This window comes from Paratissierella segnis, assembly GCF_014385195.1.
Classification (GTDB): Bacteria; Bacillota; Clostridia; order Tissierellales; family Tissierellaceae; genus Paratissierella; species Paratissierella segnis.
Genome location: NZ_JACRTG010000015.1, coordinates 15,825 through 35,906 on the forward strand (window position 1 = coordinate 15,825; position 20,082 = coordinate 35,906).

Sequence of the window (20,082 nt, forward strand, 5' to 3'; positions counted from 1 at the left end):
TTTAGGTAGCAATTTAAAAAGTGGGAGTTAATTTGATACAAGGAATTGGGTGTATTTACCGTACTTTTATTTTCTAAAGGCAAATTATTAGTACATAAAGATTTTGGGAGGTTAAAATGTTAATAAGTGAAGTAGTAGATATTGAAAAAGATGCTAGAGCATATAATGGAATCTTGGCACATGTTTCAGCAGCATTTATATATAAAGAAGAGATGAAAAAAGAAATAGAAACTATTTATGAAACTGATAAATATAATTTCTACAGGAAGGCAAAAGAATCCAATGCGTACCATCATGTGGCTATTACTATGGCAGGGATAGAAAGAGAATTCTATGCTAAAAAAGCATTGGGAATTATTTTAGCCGCGGAGGAAGATGCGTCTGTATGCTCTAAGGTAATGAATTTAATAGCAAGGCATTATCCTACAATATATTCCAGTTTAAGCAGGAACCAATTCATAGATGTGGCTATGATGCTGCTAGAATTACGCGATACAGTCAAAACGCCTACTGAGTATAAGGCATATGAGAATATTATATTTTATGCTGTATTGAAATTAAATCATAAAATAAAAGATAATATGCAGAAGGAGTTTGTAGATTCTTATATTGATGCAATGAAAATAATGCAGACAGAATCTTTTACTGTTAAAGACATCGAGCCGTTAATAAATTCTAAACGGGAAACTATTGACAGTATTAAATCGAGGATTGAAGCAAATAAGGGCAGGTGGAGGGGATTTGAAGATATTTTTAATGCACAGGATGAAGAAATTAAAAAGTACCAGACAATAATGTCCCTTATATTTGAGTTTGAAAGAATGAGTATTAGTGCACTACTAAGCGACATTGTGCTAAATGAGGAGGATATTGACAAAATAATTACGGCCTATTTGCTACTTTATTCTGATAAAAATTTAGAACGTACAACAAACGTCCTTATTAACGGAATTATTATACAATCCCTACTAAAAGCCTATAAAGATGTAAAAGAAACATTCTTTAAGAATAATAAAGAAACCCTATACCTAAATTTAGAGATGCTTGAAAACAATAATGATAAATTACAAAAGGAAAATCAGAGATTAAATGAGGAAATAGAGTCTTTAAATCAAGAGATTAATTTAACTAAAAACAGCCAAATATCTGAAATTAATAAGGTAAAGAAACAATATGAAAAATTAATTAATCAACTGAATAAGAAGATTAAAGATTTAGAAAAAGAACTAAGAACAGAGAAGAAAGCAGTCTACAATGATGAAATTTATAAGTTGAGAGAAATGCTATTCTCTATTAAAAATGAATATACTCCGCAAAAACAGGTAAAAACGCTAAATGAATACCTAGAAGAATATAGAATTCTAATTGTTGGAGGTGCTACTGAATGGAGAAGGAAAATTAAAGAGCAATATCCTCAGATTTTAACAATAGATGGGTTCAATGAGAACTTTGATATTAATACTTTAAAAAATATTAATTTTATTTTCTTCTTTACTGGCTATATGAATCATGGAACTTACTATAGATTTATAAACCATATAAGAAATAAAAATATTAAATTTGGTTATATTGGTAAGACAAATTTAGAACTTGTTGAAAGTGAGTTAGTTGAAGAAATAGAGAAAACAATGCAAGGGAAATGACATAATACGGGATTATGAGGGAATCATAGATTCTAAGGGTAAAGGGGGTAGCGTTGCATTTGCAAGTGTATAATCCATTATTTCAAAATATTACAAGTTAACAACAAATACCCCCTAGAGCCTTGCATATCATAGAATACTATGGTAATATTTTCTTGTTACTGTATATACAAAAGAAACTAAGAACCTTGATAACTAAATCTTTCACGGTCTCGACAAGTTAGAGCAAACTTATATCCATAGCGACCTTGACCTATTTATGTAATCAACTTTCCTTTAACAGAAAGTACATATGGAGGGTATTGACTCCATATTAATTGAAAACATAGTATTTTTAAAAGGAGAGATTTAGATGATGAAAGAAAAAATAGGTGATAAGGTGCTAGGGATTGACAAAGTATTATCAGGAGACTGTGCAAAACGTAGGAATGGTCTTAGTATTAAAGTAACAGATGAGCAGTTAGAATTTTTTCTAGCATGCAGAAAGTTTAACAAAGAGTTTTATGGAGGAGTGGTTCCAACTGTAGCGATACCCTATAAAAATGGGGATGCTAAATATATAGGGGGAATATGGGGACTTCATGCTCATGGTAAAGGACAATTATATAACAAAGGAAATGTTCCTTACACAGAAGGATACTTTAGGCGTGGAATGTACTTAGGACCCCAAACTACGTGTTGCACACAAATTTTTATGGATGGCACTGTAGAAGATATATTCACCTACATACCATCAATGGACAGAAGCATATTAAAAGAGGCTTCTGAGAGCATTTGGATAGTTCAAGACGTGGAAGATTATTTAGAAAAGCACGATATTTCAAATCAAGTAGAAGAAATAATATATCGTAGAATAGTTATTTTATAGAAGAAAAAACACTAACGGAGGCATATCTCCTTTACGGCCAGTTTCATAACTGGAATTAAACGTAAAGGAAGGTATGCCTTTTGGTTTATCAGGATTAAGGATTAAGGGAATATGATTTAAGGAGGGATAAGGTGCTTAGAATTGAGGAGTTTACAGAAAAAATTACAAGAGATTTTAAGATGGAATTTCCCGAGGTGGAAGTAAAAGAAAAATATATTCGCATTGGTACAGAAGTGGCTCATGTAGAACTGCCAATCAGCAGTATGTATAAAGAGTACCAGGTTACGGGCTACGATAATATAAAGAAATTGTATATAAAGGTTGCAAATGAGGTATTGAATCAATATAAATTTAAAATTGATTATAATAATGTATATCCGTTACTTAAAAGCAGGAATTTCGGGAAAGGAGAAAAGGATTTAAGGTTTTGCAGGGAGCAAGCCTTTACCGATATAGATACACTATATGTATCAGACGAAGGAGAAGTGTTTAGATTTGTGCTGGAAAGTGATGATGTGGACTTTGATAAAATAAAAAAGAGAGCATGGGAGAACCTAAATAAACTTTCCAATATACTGGTACGATTGGATGATACGCTCAATATATTTTGCTTGCGATATTCTACTGATTATAATGCATCATTTTTACTTAGTGATTCATTACAAAAACAGATAAAAAGGAAAGTGGGACAGGATTATCTTTTTGCAATTCCTTCTTCAACTGCATTAGTTGTGGCTAAATATCAACCTGAATATATAAAAATTATGGAATCACTAATTATGGTAGATAAAGACCCGAATAAGATTTCAGATAAAGTATATCAATATAAAGATGGGAGATTTGATATTGCATCTGTTTAACAGTATATTAAGGAGTAGAAGGAATAAGGGTTAAGTATAGTTATAGAGGAAATCACAAAGATTTATTCTAATTTGATTTAGAGATAGTAATTTCATATAATATAATAAGATATGTAATATGTGGAAAAGGAGATATGGTAATATGAATAAGGTAATAATTGAATGTGCTGAATTGGTTGATAAATATGAATTAAATAGGGATAGCATTCTGAAACAGTTACAGTCTATGGAAATAGATAAAGGAATAGGGGATTTTATTATTGCATACAATGATGACTTTCGGTATACTTTGATTGGTGAAATCAAGAGCAAACAGGTAGTTTTAACTAATATTGAAAAGGCTATTGCTTTTGAAAAGATGGATAATACGGATTTATACGAATTTATAAAAAAGGGACAAGGGAAATAGGAAAATTAGGACAAAAGAAAAGGCTTTGGGGATAAGGTTATATATCCTGCAAAGCCTTTTTTAATAGCATTTGGATATCTCAAATTTTATTTTCTCTAAAAAATTCCCTATGGTAGGAATATTGTTCAGCAGACGTTTGTACTCACAAGGTTCTACTTCCTGCTGAATTTGATTTAGATACTGCTCAACTGCTTGGAGATGGGATAGGGATAAGGATAAGGAATCATAAGTAGTAGGATTAAGAAAACAAGTGACTAATACTGTGATTGCTTTACCTAATTTCCACGCATCCATATTTCCTAATGTCCTATTCACAACCTGTTGCAGGTAATTTAGTTCCAATCTCAAAACTTCTAGATTTATCATAATGACCACTCCTTCACGAAATTTGAAGCATTATAGCCATAGGTACACGAGAAATCAAATTATTTGAGATAAAAGTTTTAAAATTAATAAAATAATTCATGGCATATAACTCAATATTGTAGTAATAAAATGTTACATGGTGGATATAATATTGACACATGACAAACAATAATGTAATATAATATTACAAAGGAGGGTTTAAAGATGGCAAAGGATATTCCTATTGGATTAAAAATAAAGGCTATTAGAGAAGCAAGGGGATTAAGTCAGATTGAAGTAGTAGAACGACTTGTTGAAAGAGATGTTAATATGAGCAGAGAAACATTAAGCAAAATAGAAAACGGCAACAGGACTGTATCGGCTGTGGAGTTAAATGCTCTATGCAAAGTTCTGAATATAGATATAAACATCCTATTTGAAGATGATGAAGATGATGATTTAGTTACATTATTCAGGAAGAAAAATTTTTCAGAGAAAACGATTAAAGAAGTAGAAAAACTTCAGGATATGGTAAAGGTGTTTATTTATCAAAAGAAAATATATGCTGGGGAGTTTAAACCACAAGAGAGAAAGCCACTATGGGAGGAGTGTTAAGATTGCCAAAGAATAATTTGAATCTCCTAGAAGAATCTTTCAGACTGCAAATTAAAGACTTAGCAGAAGAAACGAGAATAAAGTTCGCTAGAAAAGGGCTTTCCGATATATTTGACATTCTATCGGAGGCTGCATTTTTGATAAGAAAGCCCTTGGATACAGATGAATTATCAGGGTTTAGCACTTATTTTGAGGAACAGTTTATTGTCTATTTAAATAGTAATTTTACTTTGGGACATGAACGTTATACTGGTGCCCATGAATTATATCATCTTATTTATAATGCCGATATCCTGAAAAAAGAAAAGATTCTTTTAGATGATGAAAAGCATAAAGCAGAAGATATGAAAGCAAATGTATTTGCTTCTGAATTTTTAATGCCTGAAGACTATGTAAAAGAAGTATTTTATAAAATTGTTAATGTGGATAAGGGCAGTATTTTACCAAGGCATATCGTTAGAATGCACAATTATTTTAAAGTAAGTTATAAGGCTATGTTAAAAAGACTTATCCAACTTGATTTATGCTCTATTAACAAATATGAGGAACTTGTAGATATCTGTTCACTGGAAAATATGGAGCAACTCCAATCTTTAACCAAACGGGAAGGCTATAGCATTGAACTGATAATTCCATCAAAAGAAACGTATGTACCTACAGAATATATAGAATTTGTAAAGGGTAATTACGAAATAGGGAATATTTCATATAAGAACATGAAAAATAGTCTTGAATTTGTCGGACTGACTCCAGAGCAATTCGGATATGAGTATCCCCTAGAAGAGGATTATTAGAATGAGGTACGTAGGAGCCATTTCTGATGCAGATATTTTAATTAATTTAGCCAGAGTTAACAGATTGGATGTTTTAGAACTTTTATTTGAGGAAATCATCATTCCACAATTTGTGTATGATATTGAAATAAAGAAAAATGCAGGAAAGGGTTATGGTGTAATTAATCAAGCCATTCATAAAGATGGGAGCATATTTAAGGTAGTAGATAGGAAGAAAGATATATCTGTAAATATACTTGCAAGAGGTATTATTGAAGATAAGAAAAAGGTAATCGGTCCAGGAGAAAGTGAATGTGCAGGATATGCTCAGGCGTTGAGAATTCCAACAATAATATCAGATAATTATACTGAATTTAAGTGGTTAGACGAATTCATTACCCTTACGCACAATAATATTTTGGCTTTATGTGTGTATTTTGGCGAGATTACAAAAAGTGAGGCAGAAGATATTTTTAATCAAATTAATGATAAGTTGACTCGTCCAACTAGAGATACCTTTGAAGACCAATATGGAAAGGCCTTTATAAGATTTGAAAGAAATGGTTGGAAAAAATATTTGGGCATATAGGGGAAGGTATATGTAATAAGGGATATGGGTTAAAGGAATTAGGTCGGATGAAAATGGTAATTGTTACAATATAATAGTTTTCTTCTGTATATTCGCTACAATAGCATTAGTGTCACAGATGGAGAGCATATTCTCTTTATACGGGCTGGTTTATTCTGGCATTATTAAAGGAGAATGTGCTTTTTATTTTTTTGAAAGAAAATTTAGACGACGAAATCAAGGTTAGGGGTGATATCATTTAAGACCAAAAGTATTCCATTAAACCATATTCCTCTTACTAACCTATAATTCTTTATTTTCTAAATCCCTATTATATATGTATATTAGTTAGAAAGGCCAAAGGCTCATGTATATAGGGATTCAAAGTAAACTGAAAAGACAAAAATTAAAAAGATTGTTAAAAATAAATTACATTTTATTAAAAGGGACCTGACAAATATTTCTATGCGCGCTACAATTATTATAAAAGGGAAAGGAGTTGATTATGGTGAAAAGGAAAATGAATATAATTTTTAATATATTAATACCTACAGCAGTTGGATTTACAACATTTTTCTTGATTTACTATTTATATCAAAAGATGTTTTTCGAATATAGATGGCTAGCAGTAATACCTCTTGTAATAGTAACAGGCTATATGATAGTAGAAAATAGAAGAGAGTGGGAAATGATAAAACAGGGATAAGGGAAACCTTATCTCTGTTTTATTAGGGGGGATTGGCGAATTGATGTATTTAACAATTGTCATGATTTTTTGTATTACCGTTGCTGGCATTGCCTGTATTTGGTTCATGTGTAGAAGGAAATAGCATATTTTGCATAGTTTCAAAAAGTGTACTTTTTGAAACTGCGTAATAAGGCATTTAAATAGCATTTCAAAAGGTTAAGTTTATATTTTGAAATATATTTCAAAAGTGCAGGGACATTATGAAATAGTCTATGGATTTCCTTAAAAAAGGATGGTGAGAAATATGGATAGAAGAATTTATGGGTATATAAGGGTCAGTTCTAAGGACCAAAATGAAGCAAGGCAAATAGAAGAGATGAAAAAGCATGGAGTCGATGAGCGCTTTATTTTTATAGATAAAGAAAGCGGAAAAAATTTTGACAGGAAAGAATATCAACTGATAAAGAGAGTGTTAAATCAGGGGGATTTATTGATAGTTGAGGCAATTGACCGTTTTGGTAGAAATTACAAGGAAATTCTAAAAGAGTGGAGAGAAATAACAGAGGAAATCAAAGCGGACATTAAAGTTTTGGATATGCCATTACTGGATACTACTCAATATAAGGATACATTAGGCAACTTTGTAAGTGATTTAGTGCTTCAGGTTCTAAGTTTTGTTGCAGAACGGGAAAGAGACAATATAAGGAAAAGGCAAAACCAGGGAATAGCAGTGGCAAAAGCAAAAGGAGTTAAATTTGGTAGACCAAAACAAGTTATTGACGATAATTTTGAAAAAGTGTATAAGCGATGGAATTTAGGAGAGATAACTGCGGTTAAGGCTATGGAATTGTGTAAGATGAAGAGGAACACATTTTATAGGCGGGTCAAAGAATATGAAAAAGTTCATTATGAAATAAATACCATATGAGTTTCTATAGTTCCTTTTTAACATTATAAGAATTGGTATATATATCAATCTATCTATAGTTGTATATTGTTATACCTTTTTTACATATATATATGAATATATCAAAAAGAGAAACAATAAGAACCTACCCCCATAGTTAGGTTCTTATTGTTTCTCTTTTTGGCAATTATTCGTCTAATAGGTTATTTTGAATGAGTAGATATTTCTTAGTGTCTATACCTAGTTTTTGATTAATGTTTTTATTAGCCTTCACATATATCAGGTCGTATTTTTGAATGACATCAGGTAAAACCTTCCTAAATTCATATTCTTTTGCTCCACGCCTTATATAATGGTTGTCCACTTTTAATTTATAATCCATAACCATATCTTTGGTGAAGTAACCATAGGTTTTGATTTGTTGCAGTATGAATACTTCTATGGCATCTCTTATGCTTTTGCTTTTCTCGGTATCTTTCACATTTACATGATAGATTTTATTTGCAAACTCTTCTCCAAAACAGTTTTCCAAATATTTTTTGCTCATACCCATGATGCTAAATTTATATTGAAGCATGATGGATGCTCTTTCATCTGCTGTTTTAAAAGCCTCATTATAGTCAGGAATAGTATAGAAAGAAATTCCGTTTTGACTATTATCTTTGGAAATTTGAATAGCAGTTGCTCTTAAGTTTTTATTTACATGGCTATATGGGATTTTGTTGAGTAATCCTAAGGTGCAAAATAAGTTAATGTATTTATTTGTATTCACGACGCTTTTATTCCTTTTTGCTGCAAGATATCGATTAGAAAAGAAAAATATGCTTTCTCCATTTGCATTAAAGAAACGGTTAACAATATTTTTTTTACCAATTTCAAGAATATCTAATAGTAGAGGGTAACCAAACCTAATGATACGGTTTAGGTTTGGGAATTCGTCTTTTCTTTCATAAAGTTGACTTAAAAGCATAATGTTATTTTCAAATCTTTTATTCTGTTTATTTATCCAAGTTGAATCCTTCAATTTAATATGAAAACATTCAATTAATTCTCTTATAGCAGTTGAAGTGTCGCAGTTTTCTCTAATTTTAACTATATCAATAATATCCATGCCTTTCCCAGCATTATGGCAAATACAAGTAGGAGAATTACAAAAATACTTGTAATATCCACCGCCATTTTTTATGACAGCACTGGGGTTGTTGTCGTTATGGAATATGCATTTAAAGTTCGCATTAGATTTTGCATCAATACCTAGATAACTTATTAAGTCCTGCTGTTTTAAAAATGGAATCAAGTCCTCATACTGTAAGACTGGAGTAGAATGAACTTTATGGTTTCCTTTTTGCAAGTTGCTGGTCTTAGCCCTCGTAGCAGCGGGTTTTAGTTCAAGACTTTTAGCATCATTAATCAACTCAATGATATTACAACCTATGTCACTTGCAATATCGTGTTGAGTATATTTTATTTCTGTATTTAGGTATATACATTTTATAGTAAATGGGTCTTTTGGATTCTTTAAATGTTTATAATTTATTAGCCTTAAAACTCTATTTATATCCTTTACACTGCTATCAGCATGCTCTTTTCTTTCTTCAAAGGCGGAGAAATAGTCAATAAGTTTTTCCTGGAGTGGAGTAAAAACATCTAAACTTTCTGGCTTATCAGGGTCAAGCAGCCAATATACATGAAAGCCGTTTTTAGTTTCTACAATAGCATTTGGAATTAGTTTAAAATTTTCTAATTTCTTCAGAAAAGCAATCTTATATTCCTCTATTTCTTCTTTGTTCCTATATTCATATACAATCTTTCCTTTAGAATCTTTAAAGAGTTCCCCGTTAATAAGTTTTGGAACCTTTCCAAAGTCCATATCAACAAAGTGTGCATTCACCCTTTTAATAGAATCTGTTTTTTGTCCACCACTGTTTACTACAAAATAGACTCCATAGCCTTGTCTTTGATATTTTTGAATAACTTTTTGCATAAGAGGGTATTCTAACTCCTCATCTAAAGTAAGAAGACAGTCAAAGTTCTTTGCTATATGCTTTTCCTCCTGAATGAGCCTAAAGTATACTTTTTCATTTTCCTTTTTAAATAGGGATAAAAACGCAAAATCTGTTATGCCTAATGCTTCACGATTTTCATAGTTAATTCCTAAATTCATCAAAACTCCTCCGTTTCAGAGGAGTCACTAGATATTATGTTTTCCGTTTACATTGAGGCGTTCTCCGTATTATTTTATAAATCTCCGTTTTTAAATAATGTGTTTCCCGTTTTGATTAGCGACTCCATTGTTTATTTTTTAGCATTATATTTGTTGTGCTATTGAAATCAAATTTTTACATAGACTTTTTTATAAAAAAGAGAAACAATAATAACCTAACTATGCGTGTAGGTTCTTATTGTTTCTCTTTTTAGAAATTATGAAGCAAGTAGAAAAGGACTGCTTAATAGCAGGTATAGATGGCTAGCAGTAATACCTCTTGCAATAGTAACAGTCTATATGATAATAGAAAATAGGAAGTATTATAGATTTAAAAAGCAGGCAAATGATGCCTGCTTTTTAAATCCTAAACTAATGTTTCTATTGCTGCCTCCAATTCTTCTTGCCTTGGAATGGTATATACTTGTGCCGTAACATAACCAGAAGCATGACCTGCAAGTTGAGCAACTATAGAAATATCAACCCCATTTTTGAGAAGTGTTCTGCAAAAATAGTGCCTAAAAGAATGAATAGTTACATCCGTAATCCCTATTTGTGCACAGTATTTCTTGAAAATCTTCCAAATTCCTGACCTGGTGTAAGGGGTCTTGCGTTCGGATATGAACAGATTATCACATTCTGTTTTAACGTTTTTTCTTATTTCCATCCAGTTGTTAATTGCATCCCGAACATCCCTATGCAAGGGGATATGACGCACTTTATTTTGCTTTCCTATTACTTTTAGGTTACCTTTTCGTTCAGTTATATCAATGTCAGCAATACGGATATTTATGAGTTCAAAATTTCTAACTCCACACCTAGTGAAAATTTCAAACATGGCAATATGAGCCTTATTACCTCCACGGTATATATGACGGCGTAAGGCACGGTAGGTCTGTTCATCCAAAGACTTGGGTGCAGCAGGTGATTGAATCTTTATTTTTTTAATTGGTTTGGCAGGATTATTTTTTATATATTTTTCTCCTTCAAGAAATTCAAAGTAACTCTTCAGACTGGCCAATCTTAAATTAATGGTTGTTTCTTTCAAATGCCTTGTTCCCTGTAGATATGAACGCATATCTCTGATATCAATTTCAGTTACTATAATAGGGTCAAAATTTATGCCATTGGTTTCTTCAAACCATTTCGCAAATGCCTGCACATGCTCGATATAAGTTTTTATTGTGGAATCAGACTTGTCTATGCTCATCAAATAAGTAGCAAATTCATCAATATAAAAATTGCTTTCAGTTAATCCCTTATTATATTCCATCATCAACATCCTTCCTATAGTTTTTAATACTATAAAATATATTGGATAAGGGTTTCAAGAGAGTGTTAAATTTTTGTTTCCAATTTTTTATGGGATAATGGGCGATTATATGGGGGTTTATATTTAGATTTAAAGGGAACTGGAAAAAGAACTTATATTTTGTTGACAAGTTTTGTGGAAAAATTATGAAAATTGTCCTATAATTTATATAAGTGAAATAAACAAAAAAATGGTGGTGATACGGTGAGTTATTTTTTAAATTACTACGATGCAGTTCGATATCCTTACGAAACTGATGAGAAGAAAGGCTTAAGAGAATCTCAACTCGGGGCAATACATGCTATAGCATCGCACTTTACTAATAGCAATTATCCTGCAATTATTACTATGCCCACAGGTTCAGGAAAAACTGCTATTTTGATATTATCAGCATTTGTTTTAATGGCTAAAAGGGTTTTGGTGTTGACACCGAGCCGATTGGTTAGGAGTCAAATAAAAGAAGAGTTTGAAGAATTACAGACATTATTAGATATAGGTGCACTGACGAATATTACTGAAAAGCCAAAAGTTTATGAGTTAAAAAATAAAATATTAACGGAAGAGGCATGGAGGGGATTAGAAAATTTTGATGTGGTAGTTGCTATACCAATGAGCATTAGTCCTGCTATAGATGATATTCCTACTCCTCCTGATGGTATGTTTGATTTGATATTAATTGATGAGGCACATCATAGTCCTGCAACAACATGGAATGGAATAATTGAAGCATTTCCACAAGCAAAAAAAATACTATTCACTGCTACACCATTTCGAAGAGATAAAAAAGAAGTTAAAGGAAAGTTTATATATAATTATGCAATATCAGATGCTTATAAAGATGGGGTTTTTGGTAGAATAAAATATATTCCAGTAGAAAATATTGAAGGTTCGGAAGATATTGCAATTGCCAAGAAGGCAGAAGAAGTGTTTATTGAAGATAAAAATGCTGGTTTTGAGCACTGTTTGATGGTAAGGACAGATAGAAATAAAAGGGCAAAGGAACTAGAACAAATATATGCTGAAAACACATCATTGAGATTAAAGATTATAAATAGCGACCATTCATATAGCCATGTTAAAAGTGTTATTAAAAAACTTAATAATGGGGAACTAGATGGGATAATATGTGTTAATATGCTGGGTGAAGGTTTTAACTTTCCTAAATTAAAAATTGCTGCAATTCATTCCCCTCATAAATCTCTTGAAGTTACACTACAATTTATTGGAAGATTTGCAAGAACAAACGCTCCTAATCTTGGAACTGCAAAATTCATTGCTACACCATCTGAAATTGAAATAGAAAGAGAAAAAATATTTGAGGAGGGGGCTGTATGGGAAGAAATTATTATGAATTTAAGTGAAAGTAGGATAGATGAAGAAATTGAAAATAAGCAGACTCTTAGTACCTTCGATTGCGTTTTAAATAGAGATGATGAAACAAATGACCTGTCATTGTCTTCATTAGTTCCATTTGCACATGTTAGAATATACTCGGTGGATACTTTTGACATACATGCAGATATTAATCTGCCTAATGGTCTACTATTAGTAAATAAACATATCAGCAGAGAATATTCAATGATAGTTATTATTGCTAAAGAGATACTTAATCCTAAGTGGACGAAACTAAATATGTTTCAGAAGATACAATATGAATTGTTTATAATATACTTTCAAGAACAGCATAAATTATTATTTATTAATTCTACTAGGAAGAATGAAGACATTTATGAAAGTATTGCAGAACAATTTTCTGGTACAAATATAAGAAAACTATCATTGGGTAAAATAAATCGAGTTTTATCTAATTTAAAGAACCCAGAATTTTTTAATATTGGCATGAGAAATAGTATACAAACAAGTAATACGGAATCCTATAGAATAATTAGTGGTTCTAATGCACAAAAAGCAATTAGAAAAACAGACGGAAGGATTTTTCATAGGGGGCATTGTTTTGGTAAAGGTACTGATAATAATGAAGAAGTAACTGTAGGATATAGTAGTGGTTCAAAAGTATGGAGCAATAGTTATTTAACAATACCACAATTTATAAAATGGTGTAACAATATTGCAAACAAGGTTACTAGCAAAGGCTCTGCATTTACAAACTCTCCTTTAGATTATATTCCAGTTAGCGAAGAAGTGAATACTGTACCTAACAAATTTATTATTTCAGTAGATTGGAATAATGAAACATATCAAAAACCACCAATTATAAGCAGTAAAAATAAAGATATAGGATTTGAATGTATTCAGTTGTTAGATATAGAGTTGCAGGTAAAAGGCAGAAATGAAGGGAAAATAGAGATAGTTTTTAAATATTACAATTTTGAATTCAGCATTTGTTTTTCTCTAGATGATGATAAATTTTTCAAAAGTGAGGATAGTTTGGCTAAAAGTATATTTATTAATAGGCAATATGGCGATATCTCTTTATTGGATTATTTAAATGCTAATCCTTTAGTAATATATTTTAGTGATTTTTCTTCATTGATAGGGCATGAATACTATAAAAAGAATTATGATGACTTGATTTTGATAGATGAAGATATTTTAGAACCAATAGAATGGGAAGAGAATGGGGTGGATATAGAGTGTGAAATTGATAATCCAAGTCATGGGAAGATTTCTATACAAGAATTTTTAAATAAATATTTATCAGGCAAAGAGTATGATTTTCTGTATTATGACCACGGAACAGGAGAAATAGCAGATTTTATAGCAGCCAAGGAGCATGATAAACGCATTGTTCTTCAGTTCTATCATTGTAAAGGTTCTGGAGGCGAAAAATCAGGAGACAGAGTAAATGATGTATATGAAGTATGTGGACAAGTTATTAAGTCATCAATGTGGACAGATTTAAAGAAACTGAAAAGGAAACTAAAGGCTAGAATGATTACACATGAAAATTCTAGTGATAATCCGAATAATTACATAAGAGATAGTTATGATAAATTTTTAGAAGTCTTGGCTTCAGGAGAAACTAAAATGTTTGAATTCGAAATAATTTTAGTACAACCAGGTATTACAAAGTCTAGGTTAAGTGAAAAGATTTCAAGTGTTATTGCGGCAGCAGATGATTTTTGTGTTAATCAGGGATATTTACCGATAAGAGTATTCTGCTCTAAGTAAAAAGCATATACTAAATTTTTGAATAGAGAATAAACATACATTTATTTCTTTTTTATATTAAAAGCCATATTCAATTGATAAAGGTTTGCTATGTAAAAATATCGAAAATGTATAGTATGCTAAAATATTGAAGAAGTTATGACTATTTTAAGGAGAATAAAGATTTATGGATAGTGTTACTCTAAAGCAACTTTATGATAAAGCATGCAAGGGAAATATGGTTGTGAGTATTTTAAAATGGATTTACATATACATACTCCTTCATCTAAGTGCTATAAAAAAACATATACGAGCAATGAAGAGGAATACATTAAAATACTGGATGAAGCCTTTGAAAACGGAATCGGTATTATTGCTATAACCGACCATAATACTGTTAAAGGATATTATGAGATGATGGACTATATAATGGCTGATAAGAAAAAATATAGTAAGTATACAGGTATGCTTATATTGCCTGGTATTGAAATTTCCAGTTTTGGTAAACATATTTTAGCAATTTTTCCTCCACAAAAGACTCAAGATGAACTAAATACATTTTTATATAACATAGGTATAGATATTAATGAACAAGGAGAGGAAGATGCTGATGCGTATAAAGTAACTCCTATGGAATTAATGAAAAGAATATATGAAATGGATGGCATAACTATTTTAGCCCATGCAGACTCAACAAATGGCATGTTAGAAAAACTTCTTCATAATGGCAATAGTGGAGATGATTCATGGATACATAAGGGAAAAAGTTTGGCATCTATAATTAAATCTGAACATCTTTACGGGATTAGTTTGAATGATAAAGGTTTGAAAGATAAACTTTTAAAAGATATTCTTAACAACAAGGAATATAGAAGGGAAAAAAGTATAGCAGTAATATATTGTTCAGACAGTCACGGAACTAGAGATACAAAAGCAAAGTATAAAGCCGATGGCAAACCTATAGGTGAGAGATATTCATACATTAAGTTATCCGAGTTATCATTTCATGGATTGAAAATTGCACTATTGGACCCAGAGGTAAGAATATATGATGAGATACCAGGAAACATTTATCCATATATAGAGGGAGTTGCTATAAATGGCGGATACTTAGAAGACCCTAAAAATCCTGATGGATTTCAGTTTTTTAGGTTTAACAAAGCACTAAACTGCGTGATTGGAGCACGAGGAACTGGTAAATCAACATTATTAGATACAGTTCAATATACACTTTTCCCAGAAGTAACTGATGATGAGGTTGCGTTGAAATTCGATATTTCTGCCGTTTTCCTAAACTACTTTGGAGATGTATATGCTTTTATTTGTGAACCTAAAATTGAGTTTGATAATTATACCAAAGAATTAATAGGTGTAAGGAATAAACCTAGTATCTATAAGTTGAGTAAAAATGGGAAATTTTATAGCAGCAGAAAAAGCAATGAAACTTATAAAGAATTACAAAACTTTTCATCAGTTGCTTACAAACAACGTGCTATATTGAATTATGCTCAAGATAAAAGAGGGCCAATAGATGTAATAAATAACCTTTTACTCATTAGTAATACTGAGAAGTATAGTAACCTGCTGAAAGGTATAAAACAGAATTACGACTCTATAGAAAGTATACTTAAAAAGCAAAATAGGGTTGAATGGAATGATTATATTGAAAGAGCACATATCGTTGAGGAAGATATGCAGGAAATAACATGCCCATTTCTTGAAATACTAGAAAGTAATAAACAAATATTTAACTTGAGAAAAAACATAATTAAAAAGGTAAATAAGATTTTAGATGGACAAGTAAGATTAAGGCTTGAGAAAGATTTTGCTGAAAAAGATAAAAAGAGAGTTATTGATGATACTGTAAATCAATGCAGAAGGAAATTTAATATAATATATGAAAAACAAATTCTTTTAGAGAAATGGCTAACACAAGTAGTTAGGAAAGTTGCATTGGAAAATGCAGAGTGGATTTTCCCAGTATATATTTTATATAATAAGCCCAATAAATTGGCTAAATGCTATGGACTTGAGGAAAGTGATGCCGAACAGTTAATCAAATGGGTTAGGCCAGTATTAGATAGATGGGTTTTTACAACATTTCCAGAAGATAAAATTGAATATGAATATAATGTAAATACTGGAATAAGTAAAAAACAAAGATTTCTACCGAGAAATATGCTTTCGATGGGTCAAAAATCAGTGGCTATGTTACTTATGATTGTTACTGCTGCTCATGATTTGGGTGATAATAGGCCTTTGATTATAGACCAGCCAGAAGATGACTTAGACAATATTTATATTTACTCAAGTTTGGTAAAAGAATTTAGAAAAATAAAAAATAGTAGGCAGTTAATTTTTGCGACACACAACCCTAATATCCCGATATCAGGAGATGCAGAAAACATAATTATCCTTGAGTCTACTGGTGAAAATGGTTATGTTAGTTGTTCAGGTTCTATTGATAAAGTTGGAATAAGCGAAAAAGTACTAAACATACTTGAAGGAGGCAGACAAGCACTAGATGTAAGAAATATGAAATATCCTCCATTTAAATAAATAGATTATTTACAAACCAAGTATTGAAAATAAATTATAATTAACTTTAAATAAAATATTTAAAGTGCAATATTTATGAAAGTTACATGAATTGGACTTCAATAAACATCATATTTGTGATTCAAGTGCCGATAGATTGAGATTCAAAATAAGGAGATGATTAAACTGGTATCAAAAAAGAAATATTAAAATTATTTATTATGATATCATCTTTTTTTGAGAGTATTTTATTAAAAATGAAAAAAGGAAATCATAAACACTCTTATTTTTTACATAAAATGGTACAGTTTTTTTACTGTTTATCTATGGCTTTTACTTTAGAGTTAATATTAAGTATAGCCGTTATTATTTTAATAGCCATTAGATATAATGCGGTGACATTAGGACAGCATGTTTTGTTTTGGATACCAATATTTTTAACTGTACTTTTGATATGGATAGTTATATTAAACTACAAAAATTTAGAATTCAGTCTTCCTAATTCATTACTTTCAGCACTTTTAATATTAAAGAATACCAATTTTAAGATGAGATTATTTGAGTCAATATTAAGCATATTTATAATACCCATTATATTGACTACTCTTATAATTAGGCTATTATCAAATTACTCAGTTCCAACACAAGAAATGCCTATTATAGTAGAGGTAGTATTTACTATTTGTTTTATTATTAGTCTTTTAATCTATAGTGAATCAACAAAGGATGAGTTTAAAAGATTAACACGACAGTTTGTAATATGGTTTCTAATTTTTTTAGGCTTTATGATTTTAACTTTATATCAGATAAATACTTATATTATAGAAGGACAGATGCAAGAAAATATGATAAATATTTCAATAGCAATTTTGGGACTTGTTTTGACAATGGTTACTATTATTGATAAGGCAAGACTTTTATATGGAGCAATATACGAGAAACGTAAAGATACAATTATAAAAGAAATAGACAAAGAAGTAGAGAAATATTCTATTGATAAATTTAAGAAAATTCTAATTTCTAAATACGAAAAGATATCAGATACTTTTATAATTATTAGAAAAGACTGGAATTCAGGTAAAAAGATAAAAGTGATTAGAATAATGTTTATTGCATTTTTACCTATGATATTTTTAGCAATAATATTTAAAACCGAGGATAGAATAAATAATATTATGGAAACTATAGTTTTATTTTTAAGTAGTAATTGGTTTAGAATATTTAAAGATGATAAAGAGTTAGGCACCAAAGTTTTAGGACTATTAATAATTAGTGGGATGTTAATAAAATGTATATATGACCTAATTAGAAACTTTAATAAATATAAAGTATATAATAATATGGTTTATATTTGCAGAATATTAGGATTACTAATGTTTATGTTTATTATACTTGCAACTATTTTTTCTAATATATATGCAACTATTTTTAAGTATGCTGTAATACTAATATTTGTAATTATATTAATCTTGCTACTTTTGATAACAATAATAGAAAAAATTTGGCAAAAAAGAAATAAAAAGAATAATCGTGTTAATCAAGAAGAAGGATAACAAAACAATATGTATTTTTATGTTAGAATTAACAGACAATAGCATAATGAAAATAGACAAAAAATAGACAAGCAGTATTCAAAGAAAGACTTATAATTATAGGAAAAACTAGTTATTTATATTTAAAATTAAATACAATTGAATTCTTGACTTTAAGGAGATGTATTTAATGCAATACACAATTTATAGATGATGATAGGAAAGACATAGATGAGAAATATTTTCTGAATAAAAAACAAGGAAAGTAAAGTGTATTAGTACATAGGAGTTAGATTTTAAATAGATGTTATATATGTATATGGGGTTAACAAAGAATAAAACAAAAAAATATTTGAAATTTTAAAAATGTATTGGAGAATTTTGAAAATTAAGTGGTAGAAGTATTTAATAATTAAATAATAATTTCAACAAAAAAGTTTATAAAAACTTGATAAGAATATGCAGCCCTCTTTATATTATATAGAGTTTAAGAAATAGGAATTTTATAATATAGGGAGGGCTTATACTATGCATTTAAAACCAGAAGAAATTTATTCTAAGTTTAATGAGGTAAATATTAAGATTAAGATTCCCAAGGGATTGTTATTATTATTGCTACGGCAGATAAATAGGCATCTAGAAGTTTTAAGATATGAAGAGGGAGTTATAGATGACTTTGCAATCCATGAAAATATCGCCAATACAGAAATGATAATGACTAAAGTACTTATTTTAATGGCTGAACCGTACAATAGGAAGGAAATTTTACTTGAACTAAATATAGCAGAATTTTTAGTTTTTAGGGAGTGTGTACACTTAAATTTACAATTAATGGGCATATACAATAAGAAATATGAGGACCTTGTATGGCAAATAAAAAGTATATATTCTATGATTAGTAAAGAGGATATAAAGGAATATAGGGATTACATTAATAACTATCAAGAAAATAGGACTGCTTTGAGTTGATAGGGGTTTGGAATGTTGGCGATTTGTTCGCCAATATTTTTTTATAAGTTAGAATTAATACAATTGTAACATAATCTTAATGTTATTCTACGCTTTTGGCAATTCTAGAAAAATTTCGTGTTATGCTAAAAGTAAATAAATAAAAAAGTGAGGTATGTTAAAAATGGAAAATAATATAGTGAGCCTAGACAATTTTAGATTAAAAAAGATTGAGCATAAGCAAAAATCCTCTGACGGTTTTTGTATTAAAGATAGAAAAGAAAAGATATATTTGGATGGAACAGAAGTAGAGGTTTTGATAAATTTCCTTGATGAATTCATAAGTTTTTTAAAAGGAAATGAAGAAAAACTTATAAATGAGAATGAATGGGGGCTAGTAGAGGATGGCCAAAACTGTAGAAGAGAATGCAAGAGAATTAAAAAAGTAATAAAGGATAATATGGAATTATACGAAGACTATGCTATGTTAGAGCGTGATGATATAAGTTTTTTATTCTCACATATATATATGTACAATTCTAGTATAGATATTAAAAAGCAACAAAAGAATTTAGAGAAGTATAAAACAGTAATGGATAAGTTTAATGAAAAATTAAAAGGAAATGGAAGACCTCTTATATAAAATTGTCTCTTTGCTTTAATAAAACAGCGGGAACTGTAGGGGTAGTGGCAAAGGGTTTAAAGGATAAGGGGTTTAGGATTATACCAGAAATTGCAATATGAAAAACTACACTCTCCGCT

At 30.1% G+C, this 20,082-nt stretch carries 17 protein-coding genes; 14 read left to right on the top strand and 3 right to left on the bottom strand.

The features are described 5' to 3' along the window. Nucleotides 1-116: 116 nt before the first annotated feature. The 4 genes from H8707_RS05085 to H8707_RS05100 all read left to right on the top strand — a co-directional run bounded on the left by H8707_RS05085 (nucleotide 117) and on the right by H8707_RS05100 (nucleotide 3,780). On the top strand, nucleotides 117-1,643 hold the full coding sequence (locus H8707_RS05085; protein ID WP_262429057.1) for a hypothetical protein: 1,527 nt from the start codon (nucleotides 117-119) through the stop codon (nucleotides 1,641-1,643). A 352-nt stretch (nucleotides 1,644-1,995) separates the two neighbouring features. Then, nucleotides 1,996-2,511, top strand: a complete 516-nt coding sequence (locus tag H8707_RS05090; RefSeq protein ID WP_262429058.1) for a hypothetical protein — start codon at nucleotides 1,996-1,998, stop codon at nucleotides 2,509-2,511. A 131-nt stretch (nucleotides 2,512-2,642) separates the two neighbouring features. Next, complete coding sequence (locus tag H8707_RS05095; RefSeq protein ID WP_262429059.1) at nucleotides 2,643-3,371, top strand: DUF1444 family protein; 729 nt, start codon at nucleotides 2,643-2,645, stop codon at nucleotides 3,369-3,371. 142 nt (nucleotides 3,372-3,513) lie between these two features. After that, on the top strand, nucleotides 3,514-3,780 hold the full coding sequence (locus tag H8707_RS05100; RefSeq protein WP_262429060.1) for a hypothetical protein: 267 nt from the start codon (nucleotides 3,514-3,516) through the stop codon (nucleotides 3,778-3,780). A 60-nt stretch (nucleotides 3,781-3,840) separates the two neighbouring features. Here H8707_RS05100 and H8707_RS05105 read toward each other — a convergent pair whose 3' ends face one another. Beyond that, complete coding sequence (locus H8707_RS05105) at nucleotides 3,841-4,146, bottom strand: hypothetical protein (protein ID WP_262429061.1); 306 nt, start codon at nucleotides 4,144-4,146, stop codon at nucleotides 3,841-3,843. A 204-nt stretch (nucleotides 4,147-4,350) separates the two neighbouring features. Here H8707_RS05105 and H8707_RS05110 point away from each other — a divergent pair, with 204 nt between their 5' ends. The 5 genes from H8707_RS05110 to H8707_RS05130 all read left to right on the top strand — a co-directional run bounded on the left by H8707_RS05110 (nucleotide 4,351) and on the right by H8707_RS05130 (nucleotide 7,697). Next, nucleotides 4,351-4,740, top strand: coding sequence for a helix-turn-helix domain-containing protein (locus H8707_RS05110; RefSeq protein ID WP_262429062.1), 390 nt, complete (start codon nucleotides 4,351-4,353; stop codon nucleotides 4,738-4,740). A gap of 2 nt (nucleotides 4,741-4,742) precedes the next feature. Beyond that, nucleotides 4,743-5,534 (top strand): ImmA/IrrE family metallo-endopeptidase, encoded by a 792-nt coding sequence (locus H8707_RS05115; protein WP_262429063.1) that lies wholly within the window; start codon nucleotides 4,743-4,745, stop codon nucleotides 5,532-5,534. Nucleotide 5,535: 1 nt separating this feature from the next. Next, a complete protein-coding gene (locus H8707_RS05120) occupies nucleotides 5,536-6,102 on the top strand; it encodes a hypothetical protein (protein ID WP_262429064.1) in 567 nt (188 codons plus the stop codon). A gap of 499 nt (nucleotides 6,103-6,601) precedes the next feature. Continuing rightward, entirely contained in the window at nucleotides 6,602-6,787 is a 186-nt protein-coding gene (locus tag H8707_RS05125) for a hypothetical protein (protein ID WP_262429065.1), read from the top strand. A 286-nt stretch (nucleotides 6,788-7,073) separates the two neighbouring features. Next, a complete protein-coding gene (locus H8707_RS05130) occupies nucleotides 7,074-7,697 on the top strand; it encodes a recombinase family protein (protein ID WP_262429066.1) in 624 nt (207 codons plus the stop codon). Between the two features lie 166 nt (nucleotides 7,698-7,863). Here the strand turns inward: H8707_RS05130 and H8707_RS05135 are convergent, their stop codons facing one another. Together H8707_RS05135 and H8707_RS05140 are read right to left on the bottom strand one after the other, a co-directional pair. Continuing rightward, a complete protein-coding gene (locus H8707_RS05135) occupies nucleotides 7,864-9,840 on the bottom strand; it encodes a hypothetical protein (RefSeq protein WP_262429067.1) in 1,977 nt (658 codons plus the stop codon). A 406-nt stretch (nucleotides 9,841-10,246) separates the two neighbouring features. After that, nucleotides 10,247-11,152: a tyrosine-type recombinase/integrase gene (locus H8707_RS05140; protein WP_262429068.1), complete on the bottom strand. Its 906-nt coding sequence runs from the start codon at nucleotides 11,150-11,152 to the stop codon at nucleotides 10,247-10,249. Nucleotides 11,153-11,395: 243 nt separating this feature from the next. On the opposite strand from H8707_RS05140, the gene H8707_RS05145 reads away from it, so the two are divergent. From H8707_RS05145 to H8707_RS05165, 5 genes are all read left to right on the top strand, one after another. Further along, nucleotides 11,396-14,323, top strand: coding sequence for a DEAD/DEAH box helicase (locus tag H8707_RS05145; RefSeq protein ID WP_262429069.1), 2,928 nt, complete (start codon nucleotides 11,396-11,398; stop codon nucleotides 14,321-14,323). Between the two features lie 237 nt (nucleotides 14,324-14,560). Further along, nucleotides 14,561-16,861: a Spaf_1101 family AAA-like ATPase gene (locus H8707_RS05150; protein ID WP_262429070.1), complete on the top strand. Its 2,301-nt coding sequence runs from the start codon at nucleotides 14,561-14,563 to the stop codon at nucleotides 16,859-16,861. A gap of 305 nt (nucleotides 16,862-17,166) precedes the next feature. After that, on the top strand, nucleotides 17,167-18,393 hold the full coding sequence (locus H8707_RS05155; protein WP_262429071.1) for a hypothetical protein: 1,227 nt from the start codon (nucleotides 17,167-17,169) through the stop codon (nucleotides 18,391-18,393). Between the two features lie 507 nt (nucleotides 18,394-18,900). Continuing rightward, complete coding sequence (locus H8707_RS05160) at nucleotides 18,901-19,341, top strand: hypothetical protein (RefSeq protein WP_262429072.1); 441 nt, start codon at nucleotides 18,901-18,903, stop codon at nucleotides 19,339-19,341. Between the two features lie 163 nt (nucleotides 19,342-19,504). Next, nucleotides 19,505-19,963 (top strand): hypothetical protein, encoded by a 459-nt coding sequence (locus tag H8707_RS05165; RefSeq protein ID WP_262429073.1) that lies wholly within the window; start codon nucleotides 19,505-19,507, stop codon nucleotides 19,961-19,963. Nucleotides 19,964-20,082: the final 119 nt, after the last annotated feature.

What these genes read in the sequence shown, in the direction of transcription:
- H8707_RS05105 (WP_262429061.1), bottom strand. Translation starts at nt 4,146, where the DNA reads ATGATAAATCTAGAAGTTTTGAGATTGGAACTAAATTACCTGCAACAG.
- H8707_RS05100 (WP_262429060.1), top strand. Translation starts at nt 3,514, where the DNA reads ATGAATAAGGTAATAATTGAATGTGCTGAATTGGTTGATAAATATGAA.
- H8707_RS05150 (WP_262429070.1), top strand. Translation starts at nt 14,561, where the DNA reads ATGGATTTACATATACATACTCCTTCATCTAAGTGCTATAAAAAAACA.
- H8707_RS05110 (WP_262429062.1), top strand. Translation starts at nt 4,351, where the DNA reads ATGGCAAAGGATATTCCTATTGGATTAAAAATAAAGGCTATTAGAGAA.
- H8707_RS05165 (WP_262429073.1), top strand. Translation starts at nt 19,505, where the DNA reads ATGGAAAATAATATAGTGAGCCTAGACAATTTTAGATTAAAAAAGATT.
- H8707_RS05085 (WP_262429057.1), top strand. Translation starts at nt 117, where the DNA reads ATGTTAATAAGTGAAGTAGTAGATATTGAAAAAGATGCTAGAGCATAT.
- H8707_RS05135 (WP_262429067.1), bottom strand. Translation starts at nt 9,840, where the DNA reads ATGAATTTAGGAATTAACTATGAAAATCGTGAAGCATTAGGCATAACA.
- H8707_RS05120 (WP_262429064.1), top strand. Translation starts at nt 5,536, where the DNA reads ATGAGGTACGTAGGAGCCATTTCTGATGCAGATATTTTAATTAATTTA.
- H8707_RS05125 (WP_262429065.1), top strand. Translation starts at nt 6,602, where the DNA reads ATGAATATAATTTTTAATATATTAATACCTACAGCAGTTGGATTTACA.
- H8707_RS05155 (WP_262429071.1), top strand. Translation starts at nt 17,167, where the DNA reads ATGGCTTTTACTTTAGAGTTAATATTAAGTATAGCCGTTATTATTTTA.
- H8707_RS05130 (WP_262429066.1), top strand. Translation starts at nt 7,074, where the DNA reads ATGGATAGAAGAATTTATGGGTATATAAGGGTCAGTTCTAAGGACCAA.
- H8707_RS05140 (WP_262429068.1), bottom strand. Translation starts at nt 11,152, where the DNA reads ATGGAATATAATAAGGGATTAACTGAAAGCAATTTTTATATTGATGAA.
- H8707_RS05090 (WP_262429058.1), top strand. Translation starts at nt 1,996, where the DNA reads ATGATGAAAGAAAAAATAGGTGATAAGGTGCTAGGGATTGACAAAGTA.
- H8707_RS05160 (WP_262429072.1), top strand. Translation starts at nt 18,901, where the DNA reads ATGCATTTAAAACCAGAAGAAATTTATTCTAAGTTTAATGAGGTAAAT.